Annotated in this window: 13 protein-coding genes; 11 read left to right on the top strand and 2 right to left on the bottom strand. The window is 63.5% G+C overall.

Annotated elements, in window-relative coordinates; all coding sequences use genetic code 11:
- Nucleotides 1-36 precede the first annotated feature (36 nt).
- The 7 genes from bcoG (at nt 37) to AC1DXU_RS18565 (ending at nt 7848) form a co-directional block, all read left to right on the top strand.
- Nucleotides 37-954, top strand: coding sequence for a 3-dehydrocarnitine:acetyl-CoA trimethylamine transferase BcoG (gene bcoG, locus AC1DXU_RS18595; RefSeq protein WP_477371238.1), 918 nt, complete (start codon nt 37-39; stop codon nt 952-954).
- Nucleotides 955-970: 16 nt separating this feature from the next.
- Nucleotides 971-1600: an HD domain-containing protein gene (locus AC1DXU_RS18590; protein WP_477371235.1), complete on the top strand. Its 630-nt coding sequence runs from the start codon at nt 971-973 to the stop codon at nt 1598-1600.
- Complete coding sequence (locus AC1DXU_RS18585) at nt 1597-2691, top strand: carnitine 3-dehydrogenase (RefSeq protein ID WP_477371232.1); 1095 nt, start codon at nt 1597-1599, stop codon at nt 2689-2691. Before AC1DXU_RS18590 ends, AC1DXU_RS18585 begins: the two co-directional genes overlap by 4 nt.
- Before the next feature lie 4 nt (nt 2692-2695).
- Nucleotides 2696-3859, top strand: coding sequence for an acyl-CoA dehydrogenase family protein (locus AC1DXU_RS18580; protein ID WP_477371229.1), 1164 nt, complete (start codon nt 2696-2698; stop codon nt 3857-3859).
- A 67-nt stretch (nt 3860-3926) separates the two neighbouring features.
- The gene (locus tag AC1DXU_RS18575; protein ID WP_477371226.1) at nt 3927-6005 is read left to right on the top strand and encodes an acetate--CoA ligase family protein; all 2079 of its coding nucleotides are present in this window, start codon (nt 3927-3929) and stop codon (nt 6003-6005) included.
- Entirely contained in the window at nt 5998-6780 is a 783-nt protein-coding gene (locus AC1DXU_RS18570; RefSeq protein ID WP_477371223.1) for a carnitinyl-CoA dehydratase, read from the top strand. Before AC1DXU_RS18575 ends, AC1DXU_RS18570 begins: the two co-directional genes overlap by 8 nt.
- 123 nt (nt 6781-6903) lie before the next feature.
- Nucleotides 6904-7848, top strand: coding sequence for an alpha/beta hydrolase (locus AC1DXU_RS18565; protein ID WP_477371221.1), 945 nt, complete (start codon nt 6904-6906; stop codon nt 7846-7848).
- 12 nt (nt 7849-7860) lie between these two features.
- On the opposite strand, the gene AC1DXU_RS18560 is transcribed toward AC1DXU_RS18565, so the two are convergent.
- Together AC1DXU_RS18560 and AC1DXU_RS18555 are read right to left on the bottom strand one after the other, a co-directional pair.
- Entirely contained in the window at nt 7861-8721 is an 861-nt protein-coding gene (locus tag AC1DXU_RS18560) for a hypothetical protein (protein WP_477371218.1), read from the bottom strand.
- Between the two features lie 10 nt (nt 8722-8731).
- Nucleotides 8732-10324, bottom strand: a complete 1593-nt coding sequence (locus tag AC1DXU_RS18555) for an ABC transporter substrate-binding protein (protein WP_477371215.1) — start codon at nt 10322-10324, stop codon at nt 8732-8734.
- Between the two features lie 483 nt (nt 10325-10807).
- On the opposite strand from AC1DXU_RS18555, the gene AC1DXU_RS18550 reads away from it, so the two are divergent.
- The 4 genes from AC1DXU_RS18550 to rpe all read left to right on the top strand — a co-directional run bounded on the left by AC1DXU_RS18550 (nt 10808) and on the right by rpe (nt 19443).
- Nucleotides 10808-12775: a hypothetical protein gene (locus AC1DXU_RS18550; RefSeq protein WP_477371212.1), complete on the top strand. Its 1968-nt coding sequence runs from the start codon at nt 10808-10810 to the stop codon at nt 12773-12775.
- A gap of 10 nt (nt 12776-12785) precedes the next feature.
- Nucleotides 12786-16523, top strand: a complete 3738-nt coding sequence (locus tag AC1DXU_RS18545; protein WP_477371210.1) for an EB domain-containing protein — start codon at nt 12786-12788, stop codon at nt 16521-16523.
- 143 nt (nt 16524-16666) lie between these two features.
- Entirely contained in the window at nt 16667-18625 is a 1959-nt protein-coding gene (locus tag AC1DXU_RS18540; protein WP_477371207.1) for a hypothetical protein, read from the top strand.
- Between the two features lie 140 nt (nt 18626-18765).
- Nucleotides 18766-19443 (top strand): ribulose-phosphate 3-epimerase, encoded by a 678-nt coding sequence (rpe, locus tag AC1DXU_RS18535; RefSeq protein WP_477371204.1) that lies wholly within the window; start codon nt 18766-18768, stop codon nt 19441-19443.
- The last annotated feature ends 233 nt before the right edge of the window (nt 19444-19676 follow it).

The raw sequence follows: 19676 nt of genomic DNA, 5'->3' as shown, positions 1-19676 counted from the left end.
ATTGTTAGGGTCTGATCGAATTTGGGAGAGAGACCGATGCCGCTCGCGATGAACCGTGAGGTTTTCATTACCTGTGCCGTGACCGGGTCCGGCGGCTCGCAGGACCGCTCCCCGCATGTGCCGCGATCGCCCAAGCAGATCGCCGATTCGGCGATCGACGCGGCCAAGGCCGGAGCGGCCATCGTCCACTGCCATGTGCGCGACCCCGAGACCGGCAAGCCGCGTCGCGACGTCCATCTCTACCGCGAAGTGACCGAGCGCATCCGCGACGCGAATGTCGACGTGGTGCTGAACCTGACCGCCGGGATGGGCGGCGACATGGTGTTTGGCTCGCCGGAAGCGCCGCTGCCGCTGAACGAAAAAGGCACCGACATGGGCGGCGCCACCAACCGCATGGAACATGTGCGCCAGTGCCTGCCGGAGATCTGCACGCTCGATTGCGGCACGATGAACTTTGCCGAGGCCGACTATGTCATGACCAACACGCCCGGCATGCTGTGCGCCATGGGCGGCATGATGACGGCGCTTGGCGTCAAGCCGGAGATCGAGGCCTTCGACACCGGCCATCTGTGGTTCGCCAAGCAACTGGTCGAGGAACAGGTGCTGAAGCCGGACGCCCTGGTGCAGCTTTGCATGGGCGTGCCGTGGGGTGCGCCGGACGATCTCAACACCTTCATGGCGATGGTCAACAATGTGCCGTCGACCTGGAACTGGTCTGCCTTCGCCATCGGCCGCAACCAGATGGCCTATGCCGCCGCAGCGGTGTTGGCCGGCGGCAATGTCCGCGTCGGGCTGGAAGACAATCTGTGGCTGGACAAGGGCGTGCTGGCAACCAACGCGCAATTGGTCGAGCGCGCCGCCAGCATCGTCACCAATCTCGGCGCCAGGATTTTGGGCCCGGAGGAAGTGCGCAAGAAGCTCAACCTGACCAAGCGGGCGCCGATCGCCGCGTAATTTGGGGGGTGCGGAGATGACAACCGTCAAATTCACCGCGATGAAGGATGGCGACAGGGACGACTACGAGTTCCTGACCGCGCATGAGATCGACTATGCGGCGAAAACCGGCGAGCGGTTGCTCGATGCGCTGGTCCAGCTTGACGAGGGCCTGTCCGGCTACAAGATCACAAGGCTTGGCCATTCGTTGCAGGCGGCGACGCGGGCCTGGCGCGATGGCGCCGACACCGACTGGATCGCCTGCGCATTGCTGCACGACATTGGCGACATCTACGCGCCCTATAATCACGACGAATACGCCGCTTCGATCCTGAAGCCTTTCGTGCGCGAGCAATGCACCTGGGTGGTGGAAAAGCATGGCGACTTCCAACGCCTCTATTACGCCCACCATCTCGGCGGCAACCGCCATGCCCGCGACCGCTTCGCCGGCCATGCCTATTTCGACGATTGCGACCAGTTCTGCGAACGCTGGGACCAGTCGAGCTTCGACCCCGATTACGAGACGCTGCCGATCGACTTCTTCCGGCCCTTCGTGCTCGAAGTCTTTGCCCGCAAGGCCTACGACCCCTCCGTCATCCGCGCTGGCGAGCGCGTGCCTCTGACAGATTCCCAAACAGCCAAGACAAGAACCGGAGCTTCCGCATGAGCATCATCAACAAGGCAGCCGCCATCGGCGGCGGTGTCATCGGCGCCGGCTGGGTGGCGCGGCTGCTGCTCAACGGCATCGACGTGTCGATCTTCGATCCCGATCCGGAGGCGTCGCGCAAGGTCTCGGAAGTGATGAAAGGCGCGCGCCGCGCCTACAAGCAAATGGTGCCCGGCGGCCTGCCCAAGGAGGGCAAGCTTACCTTCGCCAAGACCATCGCCGAGGCGGTTGCCGACGCCGATTTCATCCAGGAAAGCGTGCCGGAACGGCTCGACCTCAAGCACCGGGTGCTGGCCGAGATCGACGCCCATGCGCCGGCCAATGCCATTGTCGGTTCCTCGACCTCCGGCATCAAGCCGACCGACATGCAGGTGGCGATGAAGAAGCATCCCGAGCGACTGGTCGTCGGCCATCCGTTCAACCCGGTCTATCTCCTGCCCCTGGTCGAGATCGTCGGCGGCGAACAGACCTTTCCCGAGGCGATCGAGGTCGCAAAGGAGATGTATGCCTCGATCGGCATGAAGCCGGTGGTGATCCGCAAGGAAATCGAGGCCTTCGTCGGCGATCGCCTGCTCGAAGCGGCGTGGCGCGAGGCGCTGTGGCTGATCAAGGACGGTATCTGCACGGTCGAGGAACTCGACGACATCATGCGCTATGGCTTCGGCCTGCGTTGGGCGCAGATGGGCATGTTCCAGGTCTATCGCGTCGCCGGCGGCGAAGCCGGCATGCGCCACTTCATGGCCCAGTTCGGGCCGTGCCTGAAATGGCCGTGGACCAAGCTGATGGACGTGCCGGAATTCAACGACGAGCTGGTCGATCTGATCGCCACGCAGTCGGATGACCAGGCCCACGGCCTGTCGATCCGCGAGTTGGAAAAAATTCGCGACGACAATCTGGTCGCCATCATGGACGCGCTGTCTAAGCAGAACAAAGGCAAGGGCTGGGGTGCCGGCGCCTTGCACAAGGATTATACCAAGCAACTGGCCAAGCTGGCGGCGAAGAAGCCGACCGCCTCCAAGGCGGCCGAAAAAGCCAAGGCTTCGAAGCCGGTGAAGAAGGCCGAAAAGCCGAAGAAAAAGAAGAAGGGCTGACCCCATGGATTTCGGTCTGTCGGAGGAACAAAAGCTCATCGTCGAGACGACGCGGGCGTTTGTCGAAAACGAACTCTATCCGCATGAGCGCGAGGTGGAGCGCACCGGCGTGCTGCGCCGTGAGCTGATCGAGGAGATCAAGGTCAAGGCGATCGAGGCCGGTCTCTATGCCGCCAACATGCCGGCCGATGTCGGCGGCGCGGGTCTCGATACGGTGACCTGGCTGCTCTACGAAAAGGAGCTTGGCCGCGCCAACTACGCGCTACACTGGACCTGCGTCGCACGTCCCTCCAACATCCTTTTGGCCGGCACGCCGGAACAGCGCGAAAAGTATCTGTTCCCCTGCATTCGCGGCGAGAAATGGGACTGCCTTGCGATGACCGAGCCCGGCGCCGGCTCCGATTTGCGCGGCATGAAGGCGACCGCCGTACAGGATGGCGACGATTGGGTGCTGAACGGCACCAAGCACTTTATATCGCACGCCGATCTCGCCGACTTCGCCATCGTCTTCATGGCTTCGGGAGAGGAAGAAACTGCGCGTGGAAGACGCAAGAAGATCACCGCCTTCTTCGTCGACAAGGGCACCAAGGGTTTCACGGTGCGCGACGGCTATCGCAATGTCTCCCATCGTGGCTACACCAACGCCATTCTCGAATTCGACGATTGCCGGTTGCCGGCGAGCCAGGTTCTGGGCGAGGTTCACAAGGGCTTCGAAGTCGCCAATTCATGGCTCGGCGCCACCCGCCTGCAGGTGGGCGCCACTTGTCTCGGCCGCGCCGAGCGGGCGCTCGGCCACGCCATCGAATATTCCGCGCAGCGCCAGCAGTTCGGCCAGCAGATAGGCAAGTTCCAGGGCGTGTCGTTCAAGCTCGCCGACATGGCGACCGAATTGAAGGCCGCCGACCTGATGGTGTTCGAGGCCGGCTGGAAGTACGATCAGGGCAGCGTCACCGATCAGGACATGGCCATGGCCAAGCTGAAGGCTACCGAAATGCTCGCCTTCGTCGCCGACGAGGCGATCCAGATCCATGGCGGCATGGGGCTGATGGACGATCTGCCGCTGGAGCGCATCTGGCGTGACGCCCGCGTCGAACGCATCTGGGAAGGCACTTCGGAGATTCAGCGACATATTATTTCGCGGGCGCTGCTGCGTCCGTTCGGAGCTTAGAGCATGATGGACGCCAAACCGGGATCCGGTTTTGGGGAGAAGATCATGCTCAAACGAAAAGATGGCCATGCATAAACTCGAACGTCTCCTGCGCCCGAAGTCGATTGCTGTGTTCGGCGGGGCGCAGGCCGCCGCCGTCGTCGCACAGTCGATCAAGATGGGCTTTGCCGGCGAAATCTGGCCGGTGCATCCGACCAAGGACGAGGTCGCCGGTCGCAAGGCCTATCGTTCGGTGGCCGAACTGCCGGCAGCACCCGATGCCGCCTTTGTCGGCGTCAACCGGCATCTTTCCATCGAGGTGGTCAAGGCGCTGGCCGAGCGCGGCGCCGGTGGCGCCGTCTGCTTTGCCGCCGGCTTCCTCGAAACCGAGGCCTATGACGCGGATGGCGAGCGGTTGCAGGCCGAACTGGTCGATGCCGCCGGCGAAATGCCGATCATCGGGCCGAACTGCTACGGCCTGATCAACTATGCCGACGGCGCGCTTTTGTGGCCCGACCAGCACGGCGGCATCAGGCTGCCCGAGGGCGGCAAAGGCGTCGCCATCATCACCCAATCGTCCAACATCGCCATCAACATGACGATGCAGAAGCGCGGCCTGCCGATCGCCTTCCTGATGACTGCCGGCAACCAGGCACAGACCGGCTTGTCCGAAATGGCGCTCGGGCTGATCGAGGACGACCGCGTCACCTCGCTCGGCCTGCACATCGAGGCTTTCGATTCGGTAGCCGGCTTCGAGCGGCTGGCGGCGCGGGCGCGCGAGCTGAAAAAACCGATCATCGCCATGAAGGTCGGCCGCTCCGAACAGGCACGGCAAGCCACCGTCTCGCACACCGCCTCGCTGGCCGGCTCCGATGCGGCGTCCGGCGCCTTCCTGCGGCGGCTCGGCATTGCGCGCGTCGATTCCATCCCGGCCTTCATCGAGGCGCTGAAGCTGCTGCACATCACCGGGCCGCTGCCCGGCTACCGGTTGTCGTCGATGAGCTGCTCGGGCGGCGAGGCATCGGTGATGGCCGACAGCGCCGAAGGCCGCTGGGTCAATTTCCCTGTCCTGACCGACCAGCACCGGCGGCATGTCAAATCGACGCTCGGGCCTCTGGTGGCTGTCGCCAATCCGTTGGACTACCACACCTTCATCTGGAACAACGAGCCGGCGATGACCGCCACCTTCACCGCCATGGTGTCGGGCGGCTTCGACCTCAACATGCTGGTGCTCGACTTCCCGCGCCCCGACCGCTGCTCGGACACCGACTGGTGGGCGACGCTGCGCGCCTTCGAATCGGCGCTGAAGACCAATTCGGCGCAAGGCGCGATCGTCTCCTCGCTGCCGGAGAACCTGCCGGAGGAATACACGGCCGGGCTGATGGCACGCGGCATGGTGCCGTTGTTCGGCATTTCGGAGGCGATGGACGCCGCAGGCGCAGCAGCCTTCATCGGCTGGGCCTGGGCCGAGCCGCAGGCGCAGCCCATCGACACATCGGCCGCGGGCGCTTCCGAAGGCGGCCATGTGACGCCTGACGAGGCCGAAGCCAAGGAGCGGCTGATCAAGGCCGGTTTGCCGGTGCCGAAGGGCGAACGCGCCGCCAATGCGGTCGAGGCCGTCATCTCGTCGATGGCGCTCGGTTTCCCGGTAGCGCTGAAGGCGCTCGGCGTGACCCACAAGTCGGAAGTCGGCGCTGTCAGGCTGAGCCTCAAGGACGCCGAATCCGTCAGCACTGCGGCGCACGATCTGCTGCCGCTCGGCACCGGGCTCTATGTCGAGCGCATGGTGCGCGACGGCGTCGCCGAGCTGATCGTCGGTTTCACCCGCGACCCGATGTTCGGCGCCGTCATGACGCTGGGCACCGGGGGCGTGCTGGTCGAGCTGTTGCGCGACAGCGTCACCCTGATGCTGCCGGCGACGCGCGACGACATCGAGGCGGCGTTGCGCCGCTTGAAACTGTTCCCGCTGCTCGAGGGCTATCGTGGCAGGCCGAAGGCCGATGTCCAGGCGGCCATCGAGGCCATTTCGGGCATTGCCGCCTTCGTGCAGAAGAATGCCGGCGAGATCGAGGAACTCGACATCAACCCGCTGATCGTCTGCACCGAGGGCAAAGGCGCCTGGATCGCCGACGCGCTGCTGGTGCTGGGAGAGAAGAAGAATGTCTGATGTCATTTCGACCCGCCGCGAGGGCACCATCCTCGAGGTCACGCTCGACCGGCCGAAGGCCAATGCCATCGACCTCAAGACCTCGCGGCTGATGGGCGAGACGTTCAAGGCATTCCGCGACGATCCGGAGCTTCGCGTCGCCATCGTCAAGACCGCCGGCGACAAGTTCTTCAGCGCCGGCTGGGACCTGAAGGCCGCGGCCGGCGGCGACGCCGTCGATGGCGACTATGGTGTCGGCGGCTTTGCCGGCCTGCAGGAGCTGCGCGACCTCAACAAGCCGGTCATCGCCTGCGTCAACGGCATGGCGGTCGGTGGCGGTTTCGAATTGGCGCTGTCCTGCGATCTCATCTACGCTTCCGACCATTCCTCCTTCGCGCTGCCCGAGATCCGCGCCGGCACACTGGCCGATGCGGCGACAATCAAGCTGCCGAAGCGCATCCCCTATCACGTCGCCATGGACCTTTTGCTCACCGGCCGCTGGATGGATGTCGCCGAGGCGCATCGCTGGGGCCTGGTCAACGAGGTGCTGCCCAAGGAAAAGCTCGAGGACCGCGTCTGGGAAATCGCGAGGCTCTTGGCCAGCGGCCCGCCATTGGTGTTCGCAGCGATCAAGGAGACGGCGCGCGTCGCCGAGGCGCTCACCTTCCAGGATGCAATGAACAAGGTGACGCGCCGCCAGTTGCCGACGGTCGATGCCCTCTACGGCTCCGAAGACGGTATGGAGGGTTTTCGCGCGTTTGCGGAAAAGCGCGAGCCGGTGTGGAAGGGGAAATAGCCTCTTCACCCTCCCCTTGATGGGGAGGGCCGGACCGCAGGTCCGGGGTGGGGTGACGCGCCGCCACCCCCACCCGCCGCTTCGCGGCGACCTCCCCCATCCAGGGGGAGGTAAAGGAGTTTCATGACCGACTACAAAATCCTCATCGACGCCGAGACCTGGGCCTTCATCGAGAAGACCAATTCCTATTATCCGCCGGACACGATCGACTACACGATCGCCGAACAACGCAGCATTTATGACCGCATGTGCCGCGAGTTCTTTGCCGGCTATCCCAAGGGCGTGACAGTCGAAACCTCGGCCATTGCCACGCCCACGCACGACATCCCGATCCGCATCTATCGCACGCCGGCATCGGACAAGGCGGCGGCGATGGTGCTGTATTTCCATGGCGGCGGTTTCATCCTTGGCGGGCTCGACAGCCATGACGATGTCTGCGCCGATCTTTGTACCCGCACCGGCTATGAGGTGGTCTCCGTCGACTACCGGCTGGCGCCCGAGCATCGCCACCCCGCCGCCTTCGATGACGTCATCAGCGCCTTCGAATGGGCAGCGGCAACCTACGAGCGTCCCATACTGCTGTGCGGCGACAGCGCTGGCGGCAATCTCGCCGCTGCGGTCAGCCACGCGACGCGCGGCCATCTGCGAAAACCGATCGGCCAGGTGCTGATCTATCCCGGCCTTGGCGGCGACCGCTCGGGCGCCTCCTATGCGGCTCACGCCGAGGCGCCGATGCTGACGGTGCGCGACCTCGATTTCTACAAGCACATCCGCACCGGCGGTGGGGACCGTAGCGGCGACGCAACGCTGGCCCCGCTGGCCGACACCGATTTCTCCGGCCTGCCGCCGACGGTGCTGATCACCGCCGAGTGTGATCCGCTGTCATCCGACGGCGAGGCCTATCGCGACCGCATCGTTGCGGCCGGCGGGCGCGCCATCTGGTTCGAGGAACCGGGGCTGGTGCATGGCTATCTCAGGGCCAGGCACACGGTCGGCCGGGCGCGCGCCAGCTTTACCCGGATCGTCGACGCAGTATCGGCGCTCGGCAAGGGCGCGTGGGTCTGGTGACAGCCTGCCTTGTCAGCCGCGGACGAACTTCATCAGCGCCGCTCCCATGCGATCGTTGAATTCCTGGCGGAAGCGGTTCTGCTTCAGCCAGTCGGGGTTGGAGCCGACGGTCTTGTTGGCGTCGACGACGATGCCGTTGCCGTCGACGATGAAGTAGTCGATGGCGCCAAAATCGAGCCCGAGCCGCTGCCTCAGCGCCCTCACCTCCGGCGGAACGGCGCCGCCCTCTTCGTTGCTGAGGATTTTCGACCCGGCGCACAGCACATCGTTGTAGACCTGCCGCATATTGACCTCGGCTTCGAGCAGGAACATGTAGCGATGCTTGACGATCGGCAGGTCGAGGCTGTCGAAGGCGAACTTCTCGACCATCAGCCGATCGTCTGACCAGAACTCCGCCGGAACCTGCCCCATGGTCTCGTAGACGCGATAGGGTGGGCACAGGCGCTGCTTATAGCCGGGCTCGAAGGTCTTGCGGACGAAATGCGCCGCCCGTGTCCAGCCGTTGCGGTACTGCTGCCAGCGCAGTTCAGGCCGGCCCTTGCTGTTGAGCACGGTCTTGACGACGACCGGACCGGAATGGCTGTCGCCGGCCTTCAGCCTCAGCGTCGAATAGAGGTGCCGGTGGATGGACAGCGCACGGCCGTTGATGGTGCGGTCGTAGAGCTCAGGGATCTCGTGGTAGAGTTGCGGCACCACGGTCAGGTCGATGTGCAACAGAGCCGCCGGCGCCCTGTCCTCCAGCGCCGGGCGGTCGAGCACGCGCACCGTCATGCCAGCCTGTTCCAGATAGGGCAGCAGCGATTGGACGGAATACTCCTCGCCTGAGCGAAAATTGCCCAGGCTCTCCACGTAAACATCGAGATCCGCGCGCATGGACGGCACGCTAGTCCTGGACGTCGACACTCGAGAAGTCGTGATGATCGAAAGGGTCCATCACGTAGCCCTTGACGCGTTCGCGCATCGGTACCGACACCACCGAATGGGCGATCACCACCCAAGGTGTCTGTTCCCTGAAAATCTGCTGCGCCTTGGCATAGAGCTTTGTCCGGGCATCGGGATCGACGATCCCGGCTGCCTGCTTGAGCACTTCGTCGAAGGCGGGAAAACACCAATTGGCGCGATTGGTGGCACCGACACCGGCGCAACCGAGCGGCACCGAAAGGAAATTATCGGGATCGCCATTGTCGCCGGTGAAGCCGAACAGCATGGCGCCGTCGCGGTCGAGTGCCTTTGAGCGGGCGAGATACTCTACCCACTCATAGGTGACGACCTCCACGGTGACGCCGATCTTTGCCAGATCCGACTGGATCATTTCGGCCATGCGCTGCGCATTCGGGTTGTACGGACGCTGCACCGGCATCGCCCAGACCTTCATATGCAGATCCTTGACGCCGGCGGCAGCGAGCGCCTGCCGGGCAGCAGCCGGATCGAAAACAGCGTCGGGGGTCGACGCGTCATAGGCCCAGGAGGTCGGCGGAAGCGGGTTGCGCGCGACCTTGCCGGTGCCGCGGAACACCGCGTCGACAAGCGCCTTCTTGTCGATGGCCATGTCGATCGCCTTTCTGACGCGGGGATCGTCGAACGGCTTCTGCAAGGTGTTGAAGGCGAGATAGCCGGTGTTCAGGCCTTCCTGTTGCATGACCTTGATGCCGGGCGCCGCCTTGATCGCCTCGAGATCGGCCGGATTGGGATAAGGCATGACATCGCACTCGCCGGCGCGCAGCTTCTCCATGCGGACGTTGGCGTCGGTGGAGATGGCGAAGACCAGATCATCGATCTTCGGCCGGCCGCGCCAATAGTCGGGATTGGCCTTGTAGCGGATGACCGCGTCCTGCTGGTAGTCGACGAGCTGGAACGGACCCGTTCCGACCGGCTTCACCGCCAGATCGAGCGGCCGTTTTTCGGCCAGCAGCCTGTCGGCATATTCCTTTGAAACGATCGAGGCAAAATCCATCGCCAGACTGGCAAGCATCGGCGAATGCGGCGCCTTGAGCGTCATGACGACGGTGTAATCGTCGAGCTTGCGCCAGTTGGCAACGAGGCGCGGCATGCCCATGCCGTCAAAGTAGGTGTAGGGGCGGTTAGCATAGTTGTGGAACGGATTCTGCGCATTTTCCTGACGGTCCAGGGTGAACAGGACGTCGTCGGCGTTGAAGTCGCGGCTCGGCGCAAAACCCTCGATGGTGTGAAACTTCACGCCATGGCGCACATGGAACGTGTAGGTGAGACCGTCGTTGGAAACCTCCCATTTTTCCGCCAGGCCGGGGCGCACTTTGGTGGTGCCCGGCTCGAACTCGACGATGCGGTTGTAGAGCGTGGTGGCGGAGGCGTCGCGGGTGCCCGAAGCGAGCGCCGGGTCGAACGTGTCCGGACTGGCCTCTGTGCAGTAGACCAGGGTCTTGGCCACGGATTGATGAACCGGCAACGCACATGGAAAAAGCGCGGCCAGTAACAGAACGAAGTGCCTGCGTGTCATGATACCCCCCAGGGTTGGGATGACGCTAGCAGAAGCCGGCACTGACGGTAAGTAAGCCGGTCGGTGTTTCGCGCCAGGCTGTTTCCATCCTCAGTTGCCTGACGCAAGGAATTAGTCGCCGCTTCTGTGAAATGGCAAACAGACCCAGCCGCCGTTTTGCAATGAACCTTTCCGCTCCAGCCTGCGACTGACGCTCAGGTGCCGCATGGTGCGGCCCGGAAAGGAACGTCCGCCATGACCAGAAACCCAGAGACTCCACGGTCTCCGGGAACAACAGGAGCTCAGCGCGATCACCGCCTTCGGGAACGGGTGGACGCACTGGGCTTCTCGCTGATTCCGTTGACCCTGCGTAAGAGCCGGCGTATCGTGAATTTGAGGAAAGCAGACAATTCGATCGGGGACGAACGAGCCGGAACGCCGCGCCTATCCCTGATTCGCGCGGCAAGCCTGGACGTTTCTCCCGTAGGCTACGGGGGTAGTTTCATGTCTGGCAACCACGGCTCGTTCGTGTCCAACACTGCTGGCCGCTGGCGCCGCACAATCCAAATATCGAGTGGTCTCCTGGCACTGGCGCTGGCCGCCAGTCTTTGGCTCGGCAGCCCTGCCCAGGCACAGGATCAGCAAACCCAGATCATCTATCCCGGCTCGATGGCGGTGACCGGATTTTCCGGCACCATCATTCCCGGTTTCGAAGAAGGCCTGCCGCCGGGTGTCGATCCGGTCGACGAAACCTTCATCGACACGACGCGCGCAACCTTGCGCATTTTCGACGTTTCAGCGCTGGGTGGGCCGGCCTCTGGGCAGCTCGTCAACACGCCGCCGCCCTTCGAGGTAACGGCCGAGCAGATCGGCCAGGTTTTCGGCATCACCTATGATGGCGGCGTGCGCGACGGCGTCCCCTCCGGCATTCCGAACCTCTATGCCGGCGCAACCTCGCTGCACGGGATCCGCATCGTCACCCCTGACGAAGACGCGGACGGCCGCCCCGAGCGGCAGCGCCGCGGCACCGCGGGCGCCACCTTCATGGACGGCCAGTTCGGCACCGAAAACGGTGGCGGACCGGGCACTATCTGGAAGATCGACGGCATCACCGGCGCCGTTTCGAAATTTGCCGACATCGACACCAACAGCGGTCCCGGCATTGGCGACGTCAGCTTCGACAGCATCCATCGCCAGTTCTTTGCCAGCGATCTCGACACCGGCCTCATCCACCGCATCGACGCCAACGGCACGCTGATCGACACGTTCGATCACGGCGTTGCCGGACGCCCGGCGCACGGGCTCGCCCCGCTCGCCGACGATGGCGCGGTGATGGACATACAGGGTGCCGCGTTCGATTCGGAAGACCCCGACACATGGGGCTATACGCAGGACGAACGCCGTGTCTGGTCCGTCGCCTATCATGGCGGCCGGCTCTATTATTCGGTCGGCGAAAAGGCGGAGATCTGGTCGGTGGGCATTGCCCGCGACGGCAGCTTTGCCGGCGACTCGCGCTGGGAACTGACGGTCAGTGCCGACAAGGACTACGCGGTCACCGATATCGCCTTTGACAATAATGGCTTCATGTACCTGGCCCAGCGCGGCCCGGTGGAAAACCGCTATGATTACAGCCAGTTCGCCGATTCCGGCAAAGGCGAGGTCATCCGCTACTGGCTCGAAAATCCGGACGATCCGGCGACGGAGTCGGTCTGGGTGGAAGTGCCGCAGGAATATGCGGTAGGCTTCCCGCAAGGCAACCGGCAGTCGGCCGGTGGCCTCGACCTGCAATATGGCTATGACGCCGACGGCAATCTCGACACTGGTGTGTGCACGCAGACGCTGGTCAACACCGGCGACAAACTGCGCGACAATCCGGCACTTGCCGAACAGCTCGCCGCCGGAGGGCCGCTGGCCGTGCACGGCGTGCAGATCACGCCGAAGGAACTGGTCAAGCCGGCTAACGTGCCGCCGTTCGGCTCGTGGTTCGTCGACTTCGACGGCTATTTCGAAGACCCCGAGGTCGAAGGCCATGTCGGCGACGTCGAGGTCTGGCACCCCTGCGAGGGCCGTGCCGGCTACTACGAAGAAATACCGGGCGGCTATCTGCCACCTTTCTATCCGCCGGACTTCCCACCCCCCGGCGACCTGCCTCCTTGCCTCGATATCGACGACGTCCAGTACTACTGCACGCCGTCGGGCCTCGAGGCCGATCTCTATCTCCATGACCATGCCGGCTTTGGCGGCGATTCGATCAAGGCTCAGTCGAGGACACCGGGCGTCGGGGTGACATCATCCCAGTCGCATGTTCCCGGCGCGCCCTACACGGTCAACATCACCGGCCATTACCCTGGCGACACCGTCGATGTCGGGCTTTGCTTCTACAGGCAGTCCGACAAGGACAAGGGTGGTTATTACCCTTGCTGCAAGATGACCGTGCCGCTCAGAACGCCAGCAATCAGCTGTGAACGTTGAGGAGGGGAAGATGAACATTTCAACCCTCTCCCCGCTCGCAAACAGCAATCAGTCAACCGTCATGGAGACGATCATGAAACCCCTGTCATACGCCAGGCGCGGCGCGCGCTGGCTGATGGCGGCCGGTATCGCGGTCGCCATGTACACTCCCGTGCTCGCCCAAGCGGAAGACGCCGCTCCGATAACCCCGGAGCTGCGGCTCGACCTCGACAATTCGCGGGTCATCAATCCGCGGCCCGAACGGGTCGTGCCGTTCTTCACCAAGAAGGGCGTGCAGAGAAGCTGTGACTATGTCGTCTATTCCCTGAGCTTCGGCCTACGCGGCAATGCGCAGAGCTTTGCCGATCCAGGCTTGGCCGATCTCCTGAAGAAGCTCAAGATCGAGTTCAAGGACCAGCTTCCGCACGGCCTGTCGATCGTCGGCGCGCACGTGTCGGGCGACGGCACGGACGCTGCGGGCGGCCCGCTGCCCGGCGTTTCGATCAGCACCTCGGCCGATCCGAACGATACGGCAACGGTGTCCGACTTCCGGCTCTCCGCCACCGATCTCGACGGTGCGGGCGCTCCTAATGAACGCGTTATCAACTTCCAGATCACCGCCAAGATCGACCGTGCGGCGTTTCCCTCGCCGACGGTCGTCGACAATCAGGGCCTGATCAAGGTGACGAATGGAGCCGGCACCGGGACCATCATCCCGTCGCAGGATCCGAGCAAACCCGACGATGGTGACTATAAGACCGGGGTGAAGACCTCGATCCGGATCGACCTCACCAACTGCGACAAGCGGCCGCCACCGCCCGACCAGGAATGCTTCAAGGTGGAGCGCGGCACGGTCGATTGCGTGCCCGGCGGCGGCGCCTTCATCTACCACATGCCGGTCGGCCCGGAGATGGGCGGCAAGTGGGTGCAGGTATCGACGACGACACCCGGCATCACCATCATCCCCGACACGCAGTTGGTGCCAGCGGGCGGCGGTGTGCTCAACTGGAAGATCGTCGGTGCATCACCCGGCGACGTCATCCACCTCATCGTCACCGGCATCGAAACCTATGCCGGCCCGAAGGAGGGTTGGGGCCTGTGCTGCACGCAGACGGTCGACATCGTCATTCCGCGTGACCTCAGGTGCCCGCCCAAGGACCCGGATCTCAAGGTCGAAAAGCGTGCCGAGGTGCAGCGTTGCACGATGGCCGGCGGCTGCAAGTTCACCATCAGGGTCACCAATGTCGGCACAGGCCCCTATCACGGCAAGATCGTGCTCGACGAAGTGACGCTGCCGGCCGGTTCCACCCTCGATTCAGGGCCGAATCCGCCCTGGGTCTGCGTGCCCGGAACCACGCCGATAACGTGCACCTATCCGGTGACCACGCTCAATCCGGGGGCCTTTGTCGACCTCAAGCTCGGCTTCAAGCCGGCGGCAGGCTGGCAAGGCAAGGTGTTGCGCAACTGCGCCACCTACAATTATCCGGCCAGCGGCAAGCCGCTGTTCGGCAGCCAGCAAAACGACAGGGGCTGCGCCTCGATCCCTATCTGCCAGCGTGGCGATCGCGACCGCGACTGCCGCCCGCCGGTCGAGAAGAAAGTCGACCTGATCCTGAAGAAGCGTGCCCGTATCCCGGTCTGCACGATCGACGGCATCTGCTACTTCGTGATCGACATCTTCAACAACGGCAGTGTCCCCTATAACGGGCCGCTGACGGTCATCGACAACTACCCGGGCGGCGCGCCGGCATCCTCGACCTTCGGCCCGTCACCACCCTGGATATGCGGACCGATCGGCCCCGGCCAGTTCCGCTGCGACAATGCCGGCATCGTGCTTATGCCGGGCGCCTCGACGGCGATCGTCGTCAAGGCGGTGATGCCGGCCGGCTACCAGTCGGACACGGTCGAGAACTGCGCGGCGGTGAAGCCCATCCCCGGTGAGGTCGACCTCACCAACAACAAGGCCTGCGCCAAGGAACGCTTCCGTCATCCCAATGGCGGCAAGCCGACCCTGCGCATCACCAAGGTGTGCAACGGCTCGCTGGCCGGTGCTGCGGTCGTCTCTTGCCGCATCACCATCATCAGCCTCGGCACCGCTGCCCCAACCGGTCCGGTGCGGGTCAACGATGCCGCAAAGCTGGTGGCTGGCGGCGCGCCCGTCCAGATCCAGACCGTCTCCCCAGACGGCGCGGAATGGGCGTGCGGACCGGTTCCGGCCAATTCGCTGTCGTGCCAGATTCCCGGCGCCGTGATGACGCCCGGAACCAGCCGTCACTTTGACGTGACGGTGTCGGCCAACGGCGAGTTCGAGAACTGCGCACGCGGCTCCTATGGCCCGGCTCCCGGAGACGACATCGTCTATCCGATCGGCCAGGCCTGCGCCAAGGGCGGTGGTGTCTCGACGATCCGTGTCGAAAAGACCGGTGACAGCGAATGCAAGCCCGGTCAGCCCTGCTCGTTCGAGATCACCATCACGAACGACGGGACGAGCCCCTTCTCCGGTCCGGTTCGTATCGGTGATGCGATCGGCGTGGAAGGCCTCGGCAGACTGGAAGGCGTTGAGATCACGTCGATCGACCCGCCCTTCGGCTGCTCGCCGGAGCCGACAAGCTTGCCGTTGTCCTGCATTGCCAACCTGACGCTCGGCGCCGGGGAAAGCCACGTCCACACGATGACGGTGGTCATTCCCGACGACGGCCGCCTGGCCAATCTGCAAGGCAGCGTCAACGGCCGGAACTGCGTCGGCGTGCTGTCTCCCGACACCAAGGTGCAAGGCGGAGGCGACGTGCTGCCCCGTGATGCAACCAACGTGCAGGGCGACCGCGGCAAGGCCTATGCCTGCCACCCCTTCGGCATCAAGAACGAGGTGAAGAAGGAGTGCTCGGCGGGCTTCGTCATGAACGATGCCGGCAGGTGCGTCTGTCCGGAAGGCACCACCTTCCGCAACGGCCAGTGCTCGCCCGACGGCGGCGTCATCATCGAGCCGAAGCCGAAGCCCTGCGTGCTGCTCAAGGGTCAGATCCGCACCGAGGACGGACGCTGTGTCTGTCCGCGCGGAACCCAGCTCGAGAACGGCGCCTGCGTCAGGACCGACAAACCCGAGCAGTGCACCATTCGTGGCCAGATCCACGACGCCAATGGCGATTGCGTCTGCCCACGGGGTACGGAAGTGAGGGACGGCGCTTGCCGCAAGAAGAGGCCAGACGTTGAGCAGTGCACCATCCGTGGCCAGATCCACGACGCCAACGGCAATTGTGTCTGCCCGCGGGGTACGGAAGTGAGCGACGGCGCCTGCCGCAAGAAGAGGCCCGACGTGGAGCAGTGCACCATCCGTGGCCAGATCCACGACGCCAACGGCAATTGCGTTTGCCCGAGGGGTACGGAAGTGAGCGACGGCGCCTGCCGGCGCAAGCGGCCTGACCTGGAACAATGCCAGATACGCGGCCAGGTCCACAACAAGCGCGGCGAGTGTGTCTGTCCGCGTGGCACACAGGTGATCAACGGCGCCTGCCGCAAGCCACAAGCGGACTGCGCGCCGGGCTCGCATATGGTCAACGGACAGTGCGAGCCGATCATCACAATTCGACCCTGCCCGGACGGGACCCATGGGCGGTTTCCGAACTGCAGGCCGAACCGCAGGCAGCCGACGCTCGATCCGACCCAGTTGCTGAACCCCAACGTCCTGCAGCAGCTGCTGCCAAAGCGCCAGCCGCAGGTGCAACCGCAACAGGACCCGGCAAGCAACAACATCCAGGGCCTCAAGCCGTAATCTTGTCTACTGAGGAACAGAACCCCGCCGGAGCAATCCCGGCGGGGTTTTTCTTTTGGCTCGGCTATTTCTTCTGCAGTCAGATGAACCTTAGCGCTGCTCGCGGTGACCAATTCCTGAAGGAACATTTCAGGAGAGAGAGAATGTCTTCAGCTAGATATGTCTTCAGCAATACGGCTGCGACTGTTGCCCTGATCGCAGCCGCACTCGCCACCACACCGGCCTCCGCCAAGCAGGCGAACATCAAGTCGATGTCGTTCCACACCGAAAGCGCCAATACGACAATCCACGTCGGCTCGAGCGACAAGCAGAAGTGGGACACGCTGAAAAGCGGCAATGTCCAGTTCTGGGGCCATATGAAGATCGATACGCGATGGCCAGGCTATATCCAGGAGGTCGGCGTGGCCCTGGGTACATGCGGACCCAGCCAATGCGGCGCCTTCCCGCCGATCTGGAGTGCTACGCCTGAGAGCCGCGACTATGATCACCAGGAGAATTTCTCCTTCAATCCCTCGATCATTCCGCTGTCGTCGAATACAGGCATTGCCGTCGTGCCCTACGGGGACCAGATCGTCGCCAGGTGCAACCAGCATCTCCAGCCCGATGGGCCGACGAAGTCCTATTCGTTCACGCAAACCTTCCACGCGAGCTTCTCGGCGCTTACCGATACGGCGCTCGACATGGACAACGCAGCGACAGAGGCGACGGGCGGCAGTTGGCCCTATCCGCTCTCCGAGTCGCATTATGCCGAACACGGTTCGTTCGACGTCCAGGTCGTCTGCGATCCCGTCGTCAAGCCGAACACCCAGGACATCGCCACCGACTTCGGCGAGTTCGAGACAAAGAACGTCAAGCTGTTCCTGACCACCTACCAGTCGAACCAGCCCGGCTCGACACCCGGGACAGTGTGCCCGGCGCTGAAGGTGACCAGCCGCGCGCAAGCCAATCAGGCCGGACCGGTGTCGATGCGCATCTGGCGGCAGAAGGATAACGGGCCGATCACCTCGGAGTTCAAGCAGGCCTGGGCGTCCTATGATGCGAACAAGAACGGCTACTTCGCCACCTACGAGAAATGGGAGGATGTCGGAGCGACCGCGTATTTCCAGTACAAGACCGAGATCGTTGGCAACGACCCGTTCGAGCCTTTCGACGGCTGGAAGGACATCACCGTCCACTGCACCGGCGCCGGCGGCGGCGGCTTCACCGACACACCGCAGGGCAACCCCGACAACCCACCGGCGCACTCGGACTGGCATGGCGAGGTTACCGTGTCCGACAGCGCGGGTTTCAAGAAACTCTGCCCGCGCAAGGGTGAGGTGGCGTTCGACGTCGAACGCGATGCGCCGGGGGCGTTCCACTATCGGATCGGCTGCTCGAATGGTGCCTTCTTCACCGGCACGACGGTCGCGTTCAATCAGGGCGGCTCTTTCAAGGCGAGCGCAATGCATGATCTCAGCATCTCGAGAACACGCTCGATCCAGTGCACGCTGCAGGAGATCAAGCAGGGTGGGGCGATCGCGACCGTCGACAAGGACAGCGAGGATTTTACCTGTATCAAGCGCACCTTCGAGCCCGGCGCCGATGATCTCACCGTCGATACACGTCCCGATCCCGGCAAGTCGGAACCAAAACGTCCTTCGGTCACAGCCGATCCCGGTCGCGAATGTCTGCCGAGCCAGAAGTTGATCCGTGGCAAATGCGTTGACAGGCCGCTTGTGGCTGCATGCCGCAGCACCGAAAAACTCGTCAACGGCAAATGCATCGGCGTCAGCATCCACTGCCTGCCGGGCTACCATCAGGTCGGCCTGAAATGCGTCAAGAACCTTGTGATCGCCGACCGGTGCAAACCAAATGAACGGCGCGTAGACGGGGTGTGCGTGAGGACGCCTCCGATCATTATCGACTGCAAGCGCGGCTACCATCTGGTTGGCAAGGCATGCGTAAGGGACAAGATTATCGTCACTGCCTGCCGTGCAACGGAAAGACTGGTGCGTGGGCAATGCGTGCCCAAGCAACCCCTCAAGACGTTCAATCTGCCGGTCTTGAAGCAAGGCAAGCCGTTTGCGCCGGGGTTGGCCAGACCGCGGTTGCACGTAAACTGAAAATCAGGCACTGCAAAATCTGGAGAGGCGGCCCCGTGCCGCCTCTCCTGCGTTGCACAGATAGGATGTTCCCGCAGGATTCCTGTCGACAAGCAGCGCCGAGACGATTAGGGCGGAAGCAACTCAAGGGGAAAGCGGACATGGCCAGGAAGACCCTGATCGCGCCATCGGTGCTGGCGTCGGATTTTTCGAAGCTCGGCGACGAGGTCGAGGCGGTGGTGGCGGCCGGCGCCGACTGGATCCATCTCGACGTCATGGACGGGCATTTCGTGCCCAACATCACCTTCGGTCCACCGGTGATCAAGGCGATCCGCAACCGCACCAAGGCCTTCTTCGACTGCCATTTGATGATCGCGCCGGCCGACCCCTATCTGGCGGCCTTCGCCGAGGCCGGCTGCGACGGCATGACCGTGCATGCCGAGGCCGGGCCGCATCTCGACCGCTCGCTGCAGACGATCCGCAACCTAGGCAAGAAGGCCGGTGTTTCGCTCAACCCGGCAACGCCGGAAACGATGATCGAATATGTGCTTGATCGGCTCGATTTGATCCTGATCATGACCGTCAACCCCGGCTTCGGCGGCCAGGCGTTCATTCCCGGCATCGTCGACAAGGTGAAACGGGTGAAGGCGCTGATCGGCAACCGGCCGATCCGCATCGAGATCGATGGCGGCGTTTCGCCTGAAACCGCGCCCCTGGTCACTGCCGCCGGCGCCGACGTGCTGGTGGCGGGTGCCGCCATCTTCAAGGGCGGCAGCGTCGAAGCCTATCGGGCAAACATCGAGGCGATCAGGGCAGCAGCGAACCAGGCTGCCAGCTGACGCGGCGTCGAGAACAAGTTGTGGATAATTCAGAAATCCCTGCCGGGCGTCGTGACGCGCGCAGCTCAGCTGTACAAAGTTTCTTGAGAAGAACAAGATTTTCACCACAGTCGTTACTTGGCAGAGCCCGACAGGGCGACCCTTCCTCTTAAAGTACAATACCATAATCTTTCCCTTGGGGCTGGAAGCCTGACGGGGTAGAGTACATGTACGGGGATTCGCAACGCATTGGG

Source organism: Mesorhizobium sp. P3_A10 (assembly GCF_056403175.1).
The sequence above is the reverse complement of the archived record's forward strand: the minus strand, read 5'-3'. Positions and strand labels throughout refer to the sequence as shown.